Origin of the sequence: Anabaena sp. UHCC 0399, assembly GCF_034931465.1 — a bacterium.
Classification (GTDB): Bacteria; Cyanobacteriota; Cyanobacteriia; order Cyanobacteriales; family Nostocaceae; genus Trichormus; species Trichormus minutissimus.
Genome location: NZ_JAYGGZ010000086.1, coordinates 1 through 15,886 on the forward strand (window position 1 = coordinate 1; position 15,886 = coordinate 15,886).

At 39.6% G+C, this 15,886-nt stretch carries 16 protein-coding genes and 1 pseudogene; 9 read left to right on the forward strand and 8 right to left on the reverse strand.

The window, feature by feature from the left end; translation table 11 throughout:
- The first annotated feature begins 188 nt into the window (after positions 1–188).
- Positions 189–662 (forward strand): DNA phosphorothioation-associated protein 4, encoded by a 474-nt coding sequence (locus VB693_RS27775; RefSeq protein WP_323269073.1) that lies wholly within the window; start codon positions 189–191, stop codon positions 660–662.
- Positions 663–698: 36 nt separating this feature from the next.
- Here the strand turns inward: VB693_RS27775 and VB693_RS27780 are convergent.
- The 3 genes and pseudogenes from VB693_RS27780 to VB693_RS27790 all read right to left on the reverse strand — a co-directional run.
- Positions 699–1,685: pseudogene (locus tag VB693_RS27780) on the reverse strand (DNA sulfur modification protein DndB); the annotation flags it as partial.
- Positions 1,643–1,885, reverse strand: a complete 243-nt coding sequence (locus tag VB693_RS27785; RefSeq protein WP_323269074.1) for a hypothetical protein — start codon at positions 1,883–1,885, stop codon at positions 1,643–1,645. The gene VB693_RS27785 and the pseudogene VB693_RS27780, both read right to left, overlap by 43 nt.
- A gap of 106 nt (positions 1,886–1,991) precedes the next feature.
- On the reverse strand, positions 1,992–3,590 hold the full coding sequence (locus VB693_RS27790; protein ID WP_323269075.1) for a DGQHR domain-containing protein: 1,599 nt from the start codon (positions 3,588–3,590) through the stop codon (positions 1,992–1,994).
- A 293-nt stretch (positions 3,591–3,883) separates the two neighbouring features.
- Here VB693_RS27790 and dndC point away from each other — a divergent pair, with 293 nt between their 5' ends.
- Together dndC and dndD are read left to right on the forward strand one after the other, a co-directional pair.
- A complete protein-coding gene (gene dndC / locus VB693_RS27795; protein ID WP_323269076.1) occupies positions 3,884–5,491 on the forward strand; it encodes a DNA phosphorothioation system sulfurtransferase DndC in 1,608 nt (535 codons plus the stop codon).
- 119 nt (positions 5,492–5,610) lie between these two features.
- Positions 5,611–7,599 carry a DNA sulfur modification protein DndD gene (gene dndD / locus VB693_RS27800; protein ID WP_323269077.1) on the forward strand — a complete coding sequence of 663 codons (1,989 nt, stop codon included), beginning with the start codon at positions 5,611–5,613 and terminating at the stop codon, positions 7,597–7,599.
- Positions 7,600–7,904: 305 nt separating this feature from the next.
- Here dndD and VB693_RS27805 read toward each other — a convergent pair whose 3' ends face one another.
- The gene (locus tag VB693_RS27805; RefSeq protein WP_323269078.1) at positions 7,905–8,264 is read right to left on the reverse strand and encodes a DUF726 domain-containing protein; all 360 of its coding nucleotides are present in this window, start codon (positions 8,262–8,264) and stop codon (positions 7,905–7,907) included.
- Positions 8,249–8,587, reverse strand: a complete 339-nt coding sequence (locus VB693_RS27810) for a hypothetical protein (RefSeq protein WP_323269079.1) — start codon at positions 8,585–8,587, stop codon at positions 8,249–8,251. The genes VB693_RS27805 and VB693_RS27810 overlap by 16 nt, the downstream gene beginning before the upstream one ends.
- Positions 8,588–8,671: 84 nt before the next feature.
- On the opposite strand from VB693_RS27810, the gene dndE reads away from it, so the two are divergent.
- Both dndE and VB693_RS27820 read left to right on the forward strand, forming a co-directional pair.
- Positions 8,672–9,073 carry a DNA sulfur modification protein DndE gene (gene dndE, locus VB693_RS27815; protein ID WP_323269080.1) on the forward strand — a complete coding sequence of 134 codons (402 nt, stop codon included), beginning with the start codon at positions 8,672–8,674 and terminating at the stop codon, positions 9,071–9,073.
- A 42-nt stretch (positions 9,074–9,115) separates the two neighbouring features.
- On the forward strand, positions 9,116–10,573 hold the full coding sequence (locus tag VB693_RS27820) for a DNA phosphorothioation-associated putative methyltransferase (RefSeq protein WP_323269081.1): 1,458 nt from the start codon (positions 9,116–9,118) through the stop codon (positions 10,571–10,573).
- A gap of 140 nt (positions 10,574–10,713) precedes the next feature.
- On the opposite strand, the gene VB693_RS29155 is transcribed toward VB693_RS27820, so the two are convergent.
- Entirely contained in the window at positions 10,714–12,144 is a 1,431-nt protein-coding gene (locus VB693_RS29155; RefSeq protein ID WP_416233433.1) for an ATP-dependent metallopeptidase FtsH/Yme1/Tma family protein, read from the reverse strand.
- 263 nt (positions 12,145–12,407) lie between these two features.
- On the opposite strand from VB693_RS29155, the gene VB693_RS27835 reads away from it, so the two are divergent.
- The 4 genes from VB693_RS27835 to VB693_RS27850 all read left to right on the forward strand — a co-directional run bounded on the left by VB693_RS27835 (position 12,408) and on the right by VB693_RS27850 (position 15,001).
- Positions 12,408–13,700 (forward strand): AmpG family muropeptide MFS transporter, encoded by a 1,293-nt coding sequence (locus VB693_RS27835; RefSeq protein WP_323269082.1) that lies wholly within the window; start codon positions 12,408–12,410, stop codon positions 13,698–13,700.
- Positions 13,685–14,110: an ABC transporter permease gene (locus VB693_RS27840; RefSeq protein ID WP_190702583.1), complete on the forward strand. Its 426-nt coding sequence runs from the start codon at positions 13,685–13,687 to the stop codon at positions 14,108–14,110. Before VB693_RS27835 ends, VB693_RS27840 begins: the two co-directional genes overlap by 16 nt.
- Before the next feature lie 137 nt (positions 14,111–14,247).
- Positions 14,248–14,400 carry a hypothetical protein gene (locus VB693_RS27845; protein ID WP_323269083.1) on the forward strand — a complete coding sequence of 51 codons (153 nt, stop codon included), beginning with the start codon at positions 14,248–14,250 and terminating at the stop codon, positions 14,398–14,400.
- A gap of 73 nt (positions 14,401–14,473) precedes the next feature.
- On the forward strand, positions 14,474–15,001 hold the full coding sequence (locus VB693_RS27850) for a GNAT family N-acetyltransferase (protein WP_323269084.1): 528 nt from the start codon (positions 14,474–14,476) through the stop codon (positions 14,999–15,001).
- On the opposite strand, the gene VB693_RS27855 is transcribed toward VB693_RS27850, so the two are convergent.
- Both VB693_RS27855 and VB693_RS27860 read right to left on the reverse strand, forming a co-directional pair.
- Positions 14,913–15,254, reverse strand: a complete 342-nt coding sequence (locus VB693_RS27855; RefSeq protein ID WP_323269085.1) for an IS1096 element passenger TnpR family protein — start codon at positions 15,252–15,254, stop codon at positions 14,913–14,915. The two genes, VB693_RS27850 and VB693_RS27855, sit on opposite strands and share 89 nt — an antisense overlap.
- Positions 15,241–15,543 carry a plasmid pRiA4b ORF-3 family protein gene (locus VB693_RS27860; RefSeq protein WP_323269086.1) on the reverse strand — a complete coding sequence of 101 codons (303 nt, stop codon included), beginning with the start codon at positions 15,541–15,543 and terminating at the stop codon, positions 15,241–15,243. The genes VB693_RS27855 and VB693_RS27860 overlap by 14 nt, the downstream gene beginning before the upstream one ends.
- Positions 15,544–15,886 lie beyond the last annotated feature (343 nt).

Consider the following 15,886-nt stretch of genomic DNA (forward strand, 5'->3'; position numbering starts at 1 on the left):
TTTTTTTAGGGTTAAGTAGGCGATCGCTCTCTTACTTAGTATAAAATAGAGATAATGAGTACCCTGGAATATCTCTACACAGGCGATCGCTCTCTTACTTAGTATAAAATGATAAAACTAGGCGTATTCTAACTTAGGCATCGCTTATACTTTTCGGTTAATATAGCTACAAAGCGATTATCAATATCATGGCGGAAACAGGTAGAATCAGGGTTGCTAAAGATAAAGCCGATTTAGTTAAAGCGTTAACATCTTCAGATTCTAGTACAGGGACTTTTCAAACTTTTGCTGATGTAATTGTCTTTGCTGCTGCGTTGGGTGCAAAGCATAAAAAGCGCGTTCCTCTAGGGGAAATTTCTAAACGAGAACCATCACCAATCAGGTTAGAATATTTCGCTTCAGTAGGAAATGATGTGGTAATTAAATTACTGGGAATGACTGAAACTCAGGACATTAATGTTTTATCTCTTTATGAAGAAGAATATGAAACTCAACGCAACAGTATTTTTGAAGAATATGCAAATGGTGGGCTAGAGATACTTCAAAATGAGTTGCGTGGAGCAGTAGATTATTCAGAGCGAATTTTATTATTTCTCAGTTATGAACGCAATCACAAAGATGATAAAGAAGAGGAATTTGATCTGAGTAAATTCCTTTCTTAATTTCTCTTAATTGAGTTCATGTTAATAATTAACTGATTAAATCCATCCCAACCTAACTTTGACTACCTTGACTGCATCAGTTACAGCATTTGCAGCAGTAGAAAGTTTGTATGGTTTATCTGTATTTTTCGGTTTGGGGTCTATTCTAACTACATTATCTCTCCAAAGTGAGTTTTCTCTTGACCAATCTATTTGAGAAAGTTGCAGTATTTGCTCTTCATTGAAATAGTTTTCTGATTGAGTATATGTATAGTTCAATAAACGTCCTAAAATTTCCAGTCCAACACTGACACCCAATAAACAGTCTTCTTTAAAAGCAGCTATTTCATCTACCGTTAATTCTTCTGCACTTGTATCAAAAATATACTCTGTATTACTGCATTGCGAGAAGAATTTATTCAGACAAATGACTAAAGCATCAGAGGCTTCGTAAACATCATAATCTCGCAGTTGATGATTGGGATCGTTAGTAAAAAAACAACTGACAAATCTGGCGATAAAGTTAGTCGTATAAATTAGCTTTTGTTTAGTAGCAGGAGAAGATTTAATTTTTTCTGTCTTATCTTGAAATATTGGCACTCTTTGTATTAATTCTTTCGTAATGCCAACTCTACCAGAAAATTCACCAAATGATAACAATAGTGATTTATCTAATTGTCTAGTTTGTGCCATGTCTCTAAAATCTGTCTGACATTGGCGAAAGTCACCTTCTAACACAAGTGTAATTGGAAAATCATCATCACCAATTACATTGCTGTCAGCACTTTCTATCAATTCATGAATAGCGCGTTTACGATGTTGTCCATCCGTGATATCTAATTTTACTCCTCGACGAATAACAACTAAGCAAATTCCTCTACCTAATTCAAGAACTGTTATATCTTTTGGGTCTACATTTGCCGTCAGAGTTCCTACAATCCAAGGTTTTCCCTTTCGAGCGCGTTCAACAATATATTGTTTAATTTCCTCCACATGGCCTTTTACCTCTGGACGATTTTTTCCAGAATCAGGATCATTCCCTGTAGATGGTTTGGCTTGAAGAAGTCCAGAAAAATCGCTGGCAGGTAGATTTGCAGCATAGTACGCTTACCATGTCTAAAAACTAGCCCTGTATAGCATCGCTCACGATGATATTTGAAGAAAAAAGGTTCAATAAAGGTACTAAACTCGGCTTGAATTTCTGGTGAAATGGTATTAGCACTATCGTGATTTATGTTATTCATAGAAATAACTGTATACTTTGAATTAAGTATACAATATGTTATGCTGGGTTTAAGCACTTTGAAATCAGTAAAAACCGTACTGAAAATACCTTATTGAACCTGGAAGTTATATGAGTGAAGGAAGTCCTACTTCTTTTGGTTCTACAAACTCACCATCAAAACCTATCGTTTTATCTTCTACAGTTCTCGCATTAGCAAAAGCCTTGCGAAGTTCCGCTACTTCCATTGGATCTTGAAGTCCACCCAGAATATAAATCAATAACTTAGCAGCTAAATCTTTTCCAGCCACCTGTACTCGTTTTTTATTTGGGTCATATAAAACCCCATACCAGAGTGACTGGGGATACTCCATACCAGAAAAGCCACCTTGCTGGTCAAACTTCCGCAACTTCTTAAAAATGCTAGCTAAGGAAGAACGCTTTTTAAATACTAATAATCCTAAAGCTTGCGCTATAGCAACTTGCGCTACAGGACGGAAAAGTATATTCGCTTCACCACCACCCTTTTCAAAACTAAACCTTCTTAAAACAGGCGTATCTTCATGTTCTAAAATTTTCAAACTAGGTAGGCTAGCCAAATTATCAAAAAGTTTTCTGAATTCCTCAATTCCCTGTTCAATTTCCTCGTCTTCTGGACGCATGGGAATTAAACCCTTCTCGAATGGTTTCCAGTGGGGGAACTTTTGACCTAAGTATCTCTCCGACATATCTTGTAATGCTTGCAGCGTCGTTAACACCGTCGCATTCGCCGCTACTGTTGCACTGTTCCAATTAACGCGAGGGTTACGATTTGGTTTCTGTTCTAAAAGCGGATGAGTAACAGCAATTTTTCGCGCCACAATTGCAAAACCATCATCTTCATTTAGCTGTGCTAACTGACCTTTAGTTAACGGTGCAGCCATCAAGTTAACATGAACAAAAACCGAACGCACCCTCCGTCTTGCTTCAGTGCGAGTTTCCCCAGCATTCACCGCACAAATAAATTCAATCCCAATTTTTTCCTTGGGTAAGCTTTGTAAATAAGTAGGGTCTACTTGATACTGCTCTGTTAAATCTGACACCGTGATAAAACTATCATCAGCCGCTTTATCTTTTTTATATCGCTGGAGTTTGCCGGTTTTGATTAACTCTATTAACCCTTGCACCCCCATTAGCCGATGTTGACCATCTAGTGCATAAATTGTGACGTTCTCTTCAGAAACACTCAGTAAACCGACCTTACCATCTTTATCTAGAGGGGTGAAATCAGTTGTGGATTTTTTCGCACGTCCTTCACTGTCCCACTCAGAAGCTTTGGGGTCATCCACCCAAGGCTGACTAATTACCACCAGCACCGGCGGAAATTTATGATTTTTTCTAGCCGCTAAATACTGAACTAACGGTGCTTGACGCGACCAGTCAAGGGGACGTTGTTGAATCTCATCGATACTATCTGCGTCAATTTCAATATTATCTGTATCTGGATTGTACTTTTTTTGCAGTAGGGGTAAACCAGAGGCGAAGTGAACCCGACCCCCAAACCATTCTAGAGTTACAGAACCCACATAAGCCTCAGTTCCGCCCATTTGAGTCTTTTGAACTAAAATGTGGTCTTTTTTATCTAAAAAGCTGCCTAAAAGTAAAGATAATACTTGCTTTTCCTTGTTTTCTCGTTCCAGATACTCTCTAGCGATGTCAGAAGTTGGATCAGATGCACTGTCTTTCATGTTGTTTTTTGAAAACTCTAAACTATAAAATAAAATTTTTCTAAAAAAATTACATAATAATTGTAAAATTTTTAAAAATAGCAGTAAATATATATAAGGTTAATCAAATATTTACTGCTTCAAGCAGGCTCATCAAGTTTTGCTCCTCAAAGTAGAGGACTTTAGCTAAACAAACAAATTTAGCCTACACGGAATAAAATCTGTGTGGGCTAGTCTTGCCTGTTTAGTCAGGAATTGCATTTGTTTGGATGTAATAGATGAGGTGAAAATCTTGTTTTCCGAAGGAGGGAGAAATGAGTACAGCACAAAAACCAGAAACTAAAGGTCAGCAAACACGTACTGTATCAGAGTTCGTGGAAGATATCCAAGCTCTCACGACGGAAATTCAAGAATTGTATTGTTTGGATGCAATACCTTGGGTTGTAGGTTATTCGGGTGGAAAAGACAGCACTGCTACTTTACAGTTAGTCTGGAATGCGATCGCCGAACTCCCTCCAGAAAAACGAACTAAGACAATATATGTGATCACTACAGATACCCTGGTAGAAAATCCTATTGTTGCTGCTTGGGTACGTAATTCTCTCAAACAGATGAAATCTGAGTCCCAAGCACGAGAATTACCATTTGAACCTCATCTATTACAGCCAGATTTTAAAGAAACATTTTGGGTTGGTTTTATTGGTAAAGGTTATCCAGCACCAAGAGGAAAATTTCGTTGGTGTACAGAACGCCTCAAAATTAATCCGTCAAATCGCTTTATTCGTGATGTGATCCGAGCCAGTGGAGAAGCTATTGTTGTGCTGGGTACTCGCAAAGCTGAAAGCACAAGACGTGCTAGCAGAATGAAAAAATTAGAAGCCAAACGGGTACGCGATCACCTCAGTCCTAACATGAATTTGCCCAATTCTTTAGTTTATAGCCCTATCGAAGACTGGCAAAATGATGAGGTTTGGATTTATTTAATGCAGTGGGAAAATCCTTGGGGATACAGCAATAAAGACCTATTTTCTATGTATCGAGGTGCTTCTGCTGATAATGAATGTCCTTTAGTTGTGGATACAACTACACCTAGCTGTGGAAGCTCTCGTTTTGGTTGTTGGGTGTGTACTTTAGTCAGTCAGGATAAATCCCTGGCGGCGATGATTCAGAATGACGAAGAAAAAGAGTGGATGCAACCTCTACTCGATTTCCGTAAAGAATTGGATGCAGAAGAAACCCGCGATCGCCGAGATTTTCGCCGTAGAAGTGGGGTAGTTCAACTATATGAGCGTAACTTAGAGAATGAAATATCGATTGAGCCTATTCCTGGCCCTTATGTCAAAGAAGCACGGGAAGATTGGCTGAGAAAATTACTTACAGTCGAAAAACAAATCCGTCAAACAGCACCAGAAAATATGCGCGACATCACACTAATTTCTCTAGAGGAACTAAGTGAAATTCGCCGTATTTGGTTGGAAGAAAGACACGAATTTGATGATAGTCTACCTCGTATCTATCAAGAAATAACAGGTGAAGAATTCAAAGATCCCCGTCCTGGGGCTGACCATAAACTACTAGGTAGTGATGAATGGTCTGTATTAGAAGAAATCTGTGCAGATGATGGTATGCACTTGGAACTGATGGCGAAACTTTTAGATACAGAACGCCAATTTCGGAAGAAAAGCAAGCGCGTAGGAATCTACGAAAGCTTAGAGAAATGTTTTGATACTAGTTCCCGTTCCCCGGAAGAAGCCATTAGAAATGCTCATTTAAAACGAGACTTAAGAGAAGCTGTTAGTCAAGGCGACATAGCCACAGTTAAAGAAAAAGTCAAGCAGTTGACTTTGGGTGATGCTGTCGATGAACCTAAAAATGAAACTGATAAGCCTTTAACTTGGGGAAACATGAAATTCAAAAAATAACTACACCCCATCATTTCTCCGTGTCTCTGTGACTCTGTGGTTAAAAATCAATTTCACCACAAAGACACAGAGAACACAGAGGAAAAATCTCAACTATACGAAATTAAATCCATCTATTAATGATATTTCTAGAACTCGTATTACAAAACTTTGGCCCTTACTCTGGCAGACAAGTAATAAATCTTGATACAAGAAGTGAAGAAAACCACCGTCCAATTATCTTATTAGGTGGAATGAATGGCGGTGGAAAAACTACCCTGATGGATTCTATCCGCCTAGCCCTGTATGGACAACGCGCTCAATGTTCTACTCGTGGTAACTTGAGTTATAGTGATTTTCTAACTCAATGCGTTAACAATAAAGCAACCCCTGCGGAAAAAACCCGCATTGAATTACTGTTTGAACACATTGAAGACGATAAACCAGTCAAATATCGTATTGTCAGAACTTGGGAGAAAAACCCAAAAGACGGTAAAGACACACTAGGGATTTTAGGTGATGATGACACCTGGCCTGTTGATTCTCTAGTAAATATCTGGGATGACTATATAGAAAATCTTCTACCAATAGGTATTTCTAATTTATTTCTTTTTGATGGAGAACAAGTTAAAGAACTTGCAGAACAGGAAACACCACCACCAATAGTTATCGAAGCTATTCGTGGACTCTTAGGGTTAGAGTTAGCGGATAGATTAGCAGTTGATTTAGAAATTTTAGTTAACCGCAAACGTAAAGAAGTCGCGGAAATTAAAGATTTAGCTAATTTAGAAGAAATTGAAAAACGATTAACACAATATCAGGAAGATTATCAAGAAATAGAATCAGAATTAGCAAAGCTGAATAATCAAACTGAAGAACTAGAAACTCAACAGCGAGAAGCTTTAGATAAGTTCATTTCTGAAGGCGGTAAAATAGCCGCCGAACGCAATCAATTAGAACAACAACAAAAAGATAAATTATCAATAGTAGAAGATATCAGACAATCAATGGGTGAATTAGCTGCTGATGTTTTACCCCTAGCATTAATTCCCAATTTACTTAATCAAGTTCAAGCACAGGGAACACAAGAATTTTGCTATCAACAGGTACAGTTATCTAAAGATGTCTTAATTGAGCGAGATCAACGCTTACTAAATTGGCTGAATCAATTAGCAATTAATTTAGAACAAGTTGATCAAATTCAATCTTTTCTCAAGGAAGATGCAGAGAGTTTATATACAGGTTACGCTCAATCAGAAGCACCTTGGTTATTAGCAGACGAGGAAAGTTTAAGCCAACTAGATAATGTGAGATATCATTTGCAGAATGCCAAAAAATCTGCTCAACAACACTTAACTAAGTTGCAAGGTGTAGAAGAAGAAATTATTACTTTAGAAAGACAAGTACAGACAGCCGCAGAACCGGAAGCATATCAAAAGTTACGCGAGACTGTGGAAGATGCACAAAATCAAGTTTCTCAAGCTAAAGCTAAATGTGAAACAACCCGCCGCAAATTTGCGGAATTAACAGATGTGATTGAACGGACAAAGAAAGAATTAAAAGAATATACAGATAAAAATCTTGATGGTAAAAATAGACAACATATCATCACAGCAGCCGCGAAAGTCCAAGAGACATTGAAACTGTTTCGAGAAAAATTAACCCTGAAAAAGCTGAATAAATTAGAGGAGGAAGTGAAGAATTGTTTTCTCTATCTCCTGCACAAATCTGATTTAGTGCGTAGCATCGCCATTGACACCAAGACTTTTAGTTTGTCTATTTATGATTTTAATGGTAAACCAGTTCCCAAACATCGCCTGTCAGCAGGGGAAAAACAACTACTAGCGATCGCATTTCTCTGGGGACTAGCCAAAGTCTCTGGTTTGCGCCTACCAGTAGCCATTGACACACCCCTCGGTAGGCTTGATTCCTCCCACCGCAACAATCTAGTAGAGAAATACTTTCCCTCCGCCAGTCATCAAGTTATTTTGCTGTCCACTGATACGGAAATCGGTAAAAAAGAAGTCGAAATACTACGTAACAATGAAGCGATCGCCCGTGAATACCTCCTCAAATACGACTCACACAACCGGGAAACCAGCGTCATAGAGAATCAATATTTTTGGTAGTAGATATAGTTTAGTTAGCGATCCCTATTTGTTTAGGCTTAAATATTTACAATATATCTAACAATCCTTGGAAATTAGATAAGCAATTATGATATCCCCAAATTTACAAAAAATAGAGCGTGACTTACGTAATCTTTCATTAGAAGAACTAGAATGGCTATTACAAAGTATTGCTAAACAAGTACAAAGGAGGAAGCAAATATCAGATAAATTGTATGATGTTGAATTTATGAATAAACAATTAGTTCTAATGGCTGAGGATTTAGATATACAGCTAGAAATTGCTTCTATCAATAATTATCATGTCATATCTCCCATAAACCCTTTCTGACTAATTCTGGTAAATAATTAAGGGCTATTGTCAGATTATGAGTTTTCCCAATTAAATATGTTCCGTCTTCATTGATAATTTTTGGATGATACTCTTTAATTGGTTTCCTTCCGCAAGCATTATTACCTGCCTCAGCTAGTTTAAACTCCTTTTTCAATTTCGGATCGTCATTGTTATACACATTGATTAAATATCCTTTAACTTTAGAGGCTACATATCCCCAGTCTTTACTCCTATCCCTACGGATAGCACCAGTTAGAAGAATGACATCTTTTAGGAAATGTTGATTTTCTACCCAAGCCTCTAGGCAATAATAAGCTACACGCGCTCCCAAGGAATGAGTAAGAAGACAAATACTTTGTTACTTTGTTCAGGAATTTGATAGTTAATTAAACTAGGCAAATAATCTTGCCCAACTCGCTCTGCACGAAACTTAGTTTTATGCCAGTGAATAGGAGCTACTATAAGACGAGAAATATCATCACTTCCAGAATCCCACCACAAATGATAGACAGAATGTTTCCAACCAACTTTATCTAAAGCATCAAGTAAAGTAGTGCTTCTGACTTTTTCTTCACTTAAATATCCATCTATAAAGACTAAGGCTTTTGAACTACCTGCTGGGCGTGAAAGAAGTCGCAGTTCAGGGCTTTGCATTAATTAATATTCCTTGCCGAAAACTTAAGTCATACTCTTAGTTTTCCCAGGAGTATGATTTCTCTATCACTATTTATAAAAATTATGGAAGCCCCAATCGAAAGAATTAAACTCTCCCAAACTGCAAAAGAGCAATTACTAAAACTCAAACGTAACACTAAAATCGACCAATGGAACATTCTTTGTCGTTGGGCTTTTTGTCGTTCCCTCGCAGAATCTACCCCACCTTCCCCCGTTCCACTTCCCCAAGATAGTAACGTCGAACTAACTTGGCGCGTCTTTGGTGGCGAAATATCCGATATTCTTCTCCTCGCCCTCAAACAACGCTGTCATAATGATGGCTATCCCACGGATAAAGAAACCCTAGCCATCCAATTCCGTCTACATTTGCATCGCGGTATTGGTTACTTAGCCGGCGACCCAAATATCAAGAAAATTGAAGATTTAATTGAACTGGCAATAAAAGGTGGAAAGGATAATAAGTAACAGTAACTGATAACTGTTAACTGATCATTGACAACTGATACTATGCCTGAAACGGTAGAAATCGAGCGTCATAGAGCCGCGATCGCTCGCAATGAAATCTCTCGTCCTGTACGATTGGCTATAGAATGGGCAATCCTCAACCAAGACACCAGTTTTTTCGATTACGGTTGCGGCTATGGTGGGGATGTGCAACGTGTAGCTAACCTCGGCTACACCAGTTTAGGCTGGGACCCTTACTACTACCCCGATGAACCAATCACCTCTGCTGATGTGGTTAATTTGGGTTACATCCTCAACGTCATAGAAGATATTGAAGAACGCCGCCAAAGTCTCATCCAAGCTTGGGAACTCACCGGCAAGGTTTTAATCGTCGCCGCACAAGTATTAATTAATGCTCCCAGCAAAGCCCAACTAGCTTACAGTGATGGTATCGTCACCAGGCGGAATACTTTCCAAAAATATTACGAACAAGAAGAACTCAAAAAATACATTGATGAAGTCTTAAATGTAGATGCAGTTCCAGTCGCCCTTGGTGTCTACTTTGTCTTCCGAGACGAAGCCGAAAAAGAAAGCTTCAAAGCCATCCGCTTCTTTTCCCGCACCTCTACACCGCGAGTCCGCATCCCCATCAAGCGGTTTGAAGACTACCAAGAACAACTCCAACCCCTGATGGAGTTTTTTACCCAACGCGGTAGATTACCCGTCAAGGGTGAACTAGAAACAGCACAAGAACTACTGGGCGAATTTGGTAACTTTCGCCGCGCCTTCAATGTGATTTTACAAGCCACCGACGAAGCCGAATGGGATGCGATCGCTTACCATCGTTCTTTAGATATTCAAGTCTACCTCGCTCTTACCCACTTTGATCAACGTCCCAGATTTTCCCAATTAGCCCCAGCCATGCGCCACGACATCAAAGCTTTCTTTGGTAGCTATGAGGAAGCGTGTGAAGTCGCTGACCAAAAATTATTTAGTCTAGGTAAACCAGGAATAATTAAAACCGCCTGCGACAAAAGCAAAATTGGTAAACATACACGGGGTGCGCTTTACGTCCATGTTTCCGCTTTAGCAGCCCTAGACCCCTTACTACGTATTTACGAAGGTTGCGCCAGCCGCACCATTGGACGTGTAGATGGGGCTACCCTGATTAAATATCACATTGATAAACCGCAAATATCCTATCTGTTTTACCCCGAATTCGACACAGACCCCCATCCAGCCCTCACAGCCAGTATCACAATTGACTTAAAAACTTTGTATATCACCCACCGCGACTACAGTGACAGGGCAAATCCTCCCGTACTGCACCGCAAGGAAACCTTTGTCACACCTAGCTATCCTCTTTATGAAAAGTTTGCCAAACTCACCCAACAAGAACAGGAATTAGAATTGCTCCAGCAAAAAAGCGAAATTGGTACGCGTGAAGGTTGGAAGAAATGCCTAGCTGCACACGGAGTAGAAATTAGGGAACATGAAGTATATTTCATGACTTCAGAATAAATATTCTGATAATTAGGAGCTTTAAATGCAGATAAAAATCTTTTTAAAAAGCAGCTTTGATAATACATTTAATGTTTTGTCAAGCATTCATACAAGATTTAATTGTGTAAAAGTATATTCAGGATATTGCATCAATATCCTTATTGCACACCCCCAAAGTCAATATTATTTTCTCTAAGTCTTTGTATTAGTTCCTGGTTCTGGTCTAATAATCTGACCTTTATGGGTGGTGTATCTGGCTTTTGCCCTTTTAAATATACGTTTGCTATCTTTTGAGCTTCGTTTATCTCTACTCTCTTGATTTGATCTTGATTAATTTTCTGTATTAAGTTCCCATAAGTCAGAGAATCTCTTGAAATATGACGGTTGAAGCTAGGAAGTATTGATGTTTGAGGTAAAACAGATATATCAACGCCTTTGGAAGTAAGAGTATTTATAAGGTCTGGGTCGTTGACTAAGGTAACAAGTTTTTTACTGGGTTCGTATTTAGGTGTTACCAAGGCTGTAGAACGGTCTGCACTGAGACTGACTTTTTCTACTCTGCCTTTTTGAACTTCTTGAATAAATTGGCTATATCGCCATGTTTCCCGACTTTGGGGTTGTTTGTCAAAGAAAGCTACTCCAAAACCAATTACACCAATTAATGTGATAATGCTTGCTCCTGCAATATAAGGACTAGAAAAAACAGAAGGATGTTTAGACTTGGCTGGTGAATTTTGTCGTGGTGGCGATACTATTGTATTACTCAGGGCTTGTAATGCTTCTGCCGCAGACTGGTAACGCTGGGTAAAGTTGTCACGCACCATCTTATTCAGAACATCAGCTAACTTATCGCTGACCGATACAATATTCTGCCAACTTACTTCTCCCGTTGTGGGATCTTCTTGTAGTTGCTGAGGCATTAATCCTGTCAGGGCTTGAATACCTATCATGCCAACTGCATAGATATCACTGCATAGTTTCGGTTTACCTTTTGCCTGTTCACTTGGCATATAGCCAGGAGAACCGATCGCAACTGTAATACTAGTTTGCCCTTGAGCGTTGACTCCCAAAACACCTACTTCTTTAACTGCGCCAAAATCAATTAGTACAATCTTTCCATCTTTGCGCCGTCGCATTAAATTCTGTGGCTTAATATCCCGATGGATAACATTTTGTTTATGCACAAAGACCAAAATTTCTAAAATGTCCTTCAACAGTTCGTAGACTACATTCTCACTCTTTGGCTGGCCTGAAATAATTTCTGCGGTCAAATCATGCCCATCAATAAATTCCTGAACTAGATAGAATTGACCATTTTCCTCAAAGTGGGCGAATAGCCTAGGAATTTGGTCGTTATCATTACCAAGCTGATAGAGTATTTGTGCTTCTCTTTCAAAGAGACTTGTAGCAATCGGCAAAACGCTAGGATTGAGGTCTTTTGGTTTAAGATGCTTGACAACACATTTGGGTTGTCCTGGTAAACCTAAATCGATAGCTAGATAGGTATCACCAAAACCTCCACTGCCCAAGGTTTGTATGATTTTGTAGCGACTATACAGCGTTTTTCCAACTTGAAGGAACTGATTCATCTGGCTTTACTGCCCTTGAAACTGACTATGGGTGAAGTTTTTAAGCGGAGAGTGAATTATTTACAGCACCTTAATTTAATGAAATTAAATATACAAAGATTTTAAAATACATTGGGTAAAGCTTGATATGAGATTTATAAAGTAAATCTAAACATGACAAGAAGTCTGTCTATAAAGGTTTTTGGCAAATTTTTATATATGGCGTGTAATCATACAACAACTATGGCAAGATAACTCCAACTCACAAATAAGTAACAGATAATATGAATCCAGTGCGATCGCTGCTGCAAGTTTTTGGTAGTCGGAAGATGGCGGCTTTGATACTCCTCGGTTTTTCATCTGGTTTACCATTGTTCTTGACTAGTAAGACCTTGCAAGCTTGGATGACCGTCGAAAAGGTCGATTTAACAGCGATTGGTTTATTTAGCTTAGTCGGCTTACCCTATTCCTTAAAATTTCTCTGGTCGCCGTTGGTAGACTGGTTTAAACTCCCATTTTTAGGTAGAAGGCGCGGCTGGTTAATAACCCTGCAAATTGGGTTATTCATTGCGATCGCCTGCATGGGCTTCCAACAACCCAAACAAGCACTACAACTTTTAGCCATTAATGCAGTGGCGATCGCATTTTTCAGTGCTACCCAAGACATCGCCGCCGACGCTTACCGTACCGATGTTTTAGAAGAATTAGAATTGGGTGCTGGTGCAGCCGTTTTCGTATTAGGTTATCGCATCGCCTTGCTGCTCACAGGTTCTCTAGCATTAATACTAGCCGATAGCATACCCTGGTCATCAGTTTACCTGTTAATGGCTGGTGGCATGGCAATTGGGATTGTAGCCACCTTATTTGCACCAGAACCAAAGGAAACTCGACCCCCAGAATCTTTAGCCGCCGCCGTCATTTTACCCTTTGGCGAATTTTTTCAACGCCAAGGCGTAGTTTATGCAGTGTTGACTTTATTGTTCATCGTCCTCTATAAATTAGGCGACTCCTTTGTGAACAATATGTCCACCCCCTTCCTGCTACAAACTGGATTCACTCAAACAGATATTGGTGCAATTCAGGGTGGTATGGGATTAATCGCTACCATTGTTGGCACATTAACAGGGGGAGTAGTTTTAAGTAAAATTGGACTCAACCGCTCACTGTGGCTATTTGGTGGACTACAAGCCCTCAGTAACTTAGCTTACTTATTACTTGCTCAAGTCGGTAAAAATTACCAAGTTCTAGTGTTAACTATTAACATCGAAAACTTTTGTGCTGGCTTAGGAACAGCCGCCTTTGTGGGCTTTTTAATGAGTATGTGTAACCAGAGATTTTCTGCTACACAGTATGCTTTACTCTCCAGTTTTATGGCTGTCAGCCGTGATATTTTAGTTGCACCAGCCGGCAGCCTAGCAAAAAATACGGGTTGGCCTTTATTTTTCGTGATTAGTATTATAGCCGCAGTCCCAGGATTGCTTTTATTACCATTTTTTGCCCCTTGGAATCAAAAACCAGTGGCAGTAAACAGACCAGGAATTGAGCCAGAAGACGAGGATTTATGGGAAACCAAATAGTAATTCTTATCGGCACATTTATTCTTTTACTCACCGGATTGTTACTTGGCTACGTTCTTTCACAATTGGTTTTAGGTTATCTAACATTTAGCCTCCTAACATTTTTCGGAACAATCAGCCTGATTTTAATTTTTGGTACACTCTATTACGTATTGTTCTGGCAATTAAAGCGAGGACAAACCCAAACCCAAACATTACCAGAACCAATTTCTGAGCCACTTAACGAGCCAATCAATGAACCCGGATTTGAGAGCCAAAACTATCTCAAAAACAAACTAATTTCTAAATTATCTGGTGATGCCGCCGCCGCAGAACGGTTAATTGAGCAAGCCAAACAAAACTACCCCGGAATGCCAGACAATTGGTATTGCGAGAGAGTTCTAGACGACATAGACCGTGATACCCGCTAATAACTCTCTGCGTCCCTCTGCGTTTAAAATTTCAACCTCAATTTTCCGCAATGTCCAAAACTAGCTAAAATTGAGTCAAGTAAAATTCATAAATCTTTAATTAGATTTTAAAACCTCAAGCGATCGCAACCAAAAATATGGCTATATTTCGTCAATACATTGCTCCCTTACTAGTCGTGTTAGTATTCATCGTTGCCCTAGTAGCAGTCAGCGCACGGATATTTTTACCCTCTGACATGGCAGCACCAGCACCGATTGAAGAAGTGGGAATGGTGACAGGTGATAGGTGACAGGTGACAGGTGACAGGTGATAGGTGACTAAAATTTTGAATTTTGTAGGCGCAAGCCTTGCCGTAGGCTATTTTGAATTTTGAATTGTTAATACCGGGCTATTATATTCGTCGTGGTTCTACCTTAGAGCGATCGCTGCTAGTCAAATTCATGCAGCGCACCTACCAAGACATATATCCAGAACAAGATTTTGCCCATCTAGCTAGAACCGTTGAGCAATACTTCTCCAAAGATACCCCCTTGTGGTGGGTAGATTTTCTAGGCAAGGATGTAGGAGAGCAGGGAAACAAGGAAGATAAGACAACATCATCCCTCTCGTCTCGCCCCTCTCCCATCGCCTGTCTCTGGGCGGGAAATGCCATAGATCAAGTCACCGGAACACGCCATCCTCACATTTTTTTACTTTACGTCGTCCCAGAACATCGACGGCGGGGCGTTGGTACAGCCTTGATGCGCTATATAGAGAATTGGGCAATTCAAAGAGGCGATCGCCAAATCGGATTACAGGTATTTAAATCCAACCAAGCCGCCCTAAATCTCTACAATCAGCTAGGTTATCAAACCCAATCTCTATGGATGCTAAAGCAACTTGATAGTTAATAGTTAACGTGAGTTCGTATATTTCTTCAATATTGCCAGGTATATCACCTTCTTCCACAATTTCGCTTAAGCGAGAAGCTATGTGTCTTACCGAGTATTCCTGCTTTTGTGCCATGAACTCCCACGGGCCACCGCAGTCTTCTGGAGGGCAAGCGCGTTTACCATCAATGCACACTGGATAAAAGCAATTTGATTCTGGAGTGAGAATTGCTTCGACCCGAATTTGATGCTGCCAGTTATCACCTTTCGTCATATTCGTATAAAAAACGCTCTCTACTTCGCCAACCAAAATCTGATAATTTGACAACTTTAGGGTCGTCAGAAAACCACATTCCCCCAATTTGAGCAATCCCGTAATGCTTACCGTGGATTATGAAACGATGTAAGTGGGAATCCGTCCACCCCATTACTATCTGGATCATGTAGTGCAAATCGGCGATTGTACTGTTACTGCGGATTTTTATCCTACGCCAAATCATGGGACTGATGTCCAAGATAAAAATATGAAGCTGATAGATGACAAGTTTCTCGGAATCGGTCATTGGGTCATCTTACCGCATTGCCAGTGCCATCTCCCCCAAAAAAAATCGCTCTCCCAGAAAAGGACTTAGTTTTAAAGTAGTGGTGATAATTGCTACTTGCATAATACAGGCTACAGTATAAGTATTAATTATATAGGACAAAGATCCAAGTTTTGACTAGGATCTTTGTCCGATGTGGTCATTGAAGCGATCGCTGTATAATTAATCCCACCACAGCAAAATTTAGGTAAAAACATTACACGTTGTTTCATTTGTATATAAATTTATTAAATTTATGCTGGCAAATATTTCAGAAAGACGAATGCACCAAGTTAGATGGGTGCTTACAATTGGCTGGGGATTC

What these genes read in the sequence shown, in the direction of transcription:
- dndE (WP_323269080.1), top strand. Translation starts at nt 8,672, where the DNA reads ATGGAAGCCCCAATCGAAAGAATTAAACTCTCCCAAACTGCAAAAGAG.
- VB693_RS27845 (WP_323269083.1), top strand. Translation starts at nt 14,248, where the DNA reads ATGGCTATATTTCGTCAATACATTGCTCCCTTACTAGTCGTGTTAGTA.
- VB693_RS27860 (WP_323269086.1), bottom strand. Translation starts at nt 15,543, where the DNA reads ATGACCGATTCCGAGAAACTTGTCATCTATCAGCTTCATATTTTTATC.
- VB693_RS27810 (WP_323269079.1), bottom strand. Translation starts at nt 8,587, where the DNA reads ATGCAAAGCCCTGAACTGCGACTTCTTTCACGCCCAGCAGGTAGTTCA.
- VB693_RS27790 (WP_323269075.1), bottom strand. Translation starts at nt 3,590, where the DNA reads ATGAAAGACAGTGCATCTGATCCAACTTCTGACATCGCTAGAGAGTAT.
- VB693_RS27855 (WP_323269085.1), bottom strand. Translation starts at nt 15,254, where the DNA reads ATGACGAAAGGTGATAACTGGCAGCATCAAATTCGGGTCGAAGCAATT.
- VB693_RS27785 (WP_323269074.1), bottom strand. Translation starts at nt 1,885, where the DNA reads ATGAATAACATAAATCACGATAGTGCTAATACCATTTCACCAGAAATT.
- VB693_RS27835 (WP_323269082.1), top strand. Translation starts at nt 12,408, where the DNA reads ATGAATCCAGTGCGATCGCTGCTGCAAGTTTTTGGTAGTCGGAAGATG.
- VB693_RS27820 (WP_323269081.1), top strand. Translation starts at nt 9,116, where the DNA reads ATGCCTGAAACGGTAGAAATCGAGCGTCATAGAGCCGCGATCGCTCGC.
- dndC (WP_323269076.1), top strand. Translation starts at nt 3,884, where the DNA reads ATGAGTACAGCACAAAAACCAGAAACTAAAGGTCAGCAAACACGTACT.
- VB693_RS27775 (WP_323269073.1), top strand. Translation starts at nt 189, where the DNA reads ATGGCGGAAACAGGTAGAATCAGGGTTGCTAAAGATAAAGCCGATTTA.
- VB693_RS27840 (WP_190702583.1), top strand. Translation starts at nt 13,685, where the DNA reads ATGGGAAACCAAATAGTAATTCTTATCGGCACATTTATTCTTTTACTC.
- VB693_RS29155 (WP_416233433.1), bottom strand. Translation starts at nt 12,144, where the DNA reads ATGAATCAGTTCCTTCAAGTTGGAAAAACGCTGTATAGTCGCTACAAA.
- dndD (WP_323269077.1), top strand. Translation starts at nt 5,611, where the DNA reads ATGATATTTCTAGAACTCGTATTACAAAACTTTGGCCCTTACTCTGGC.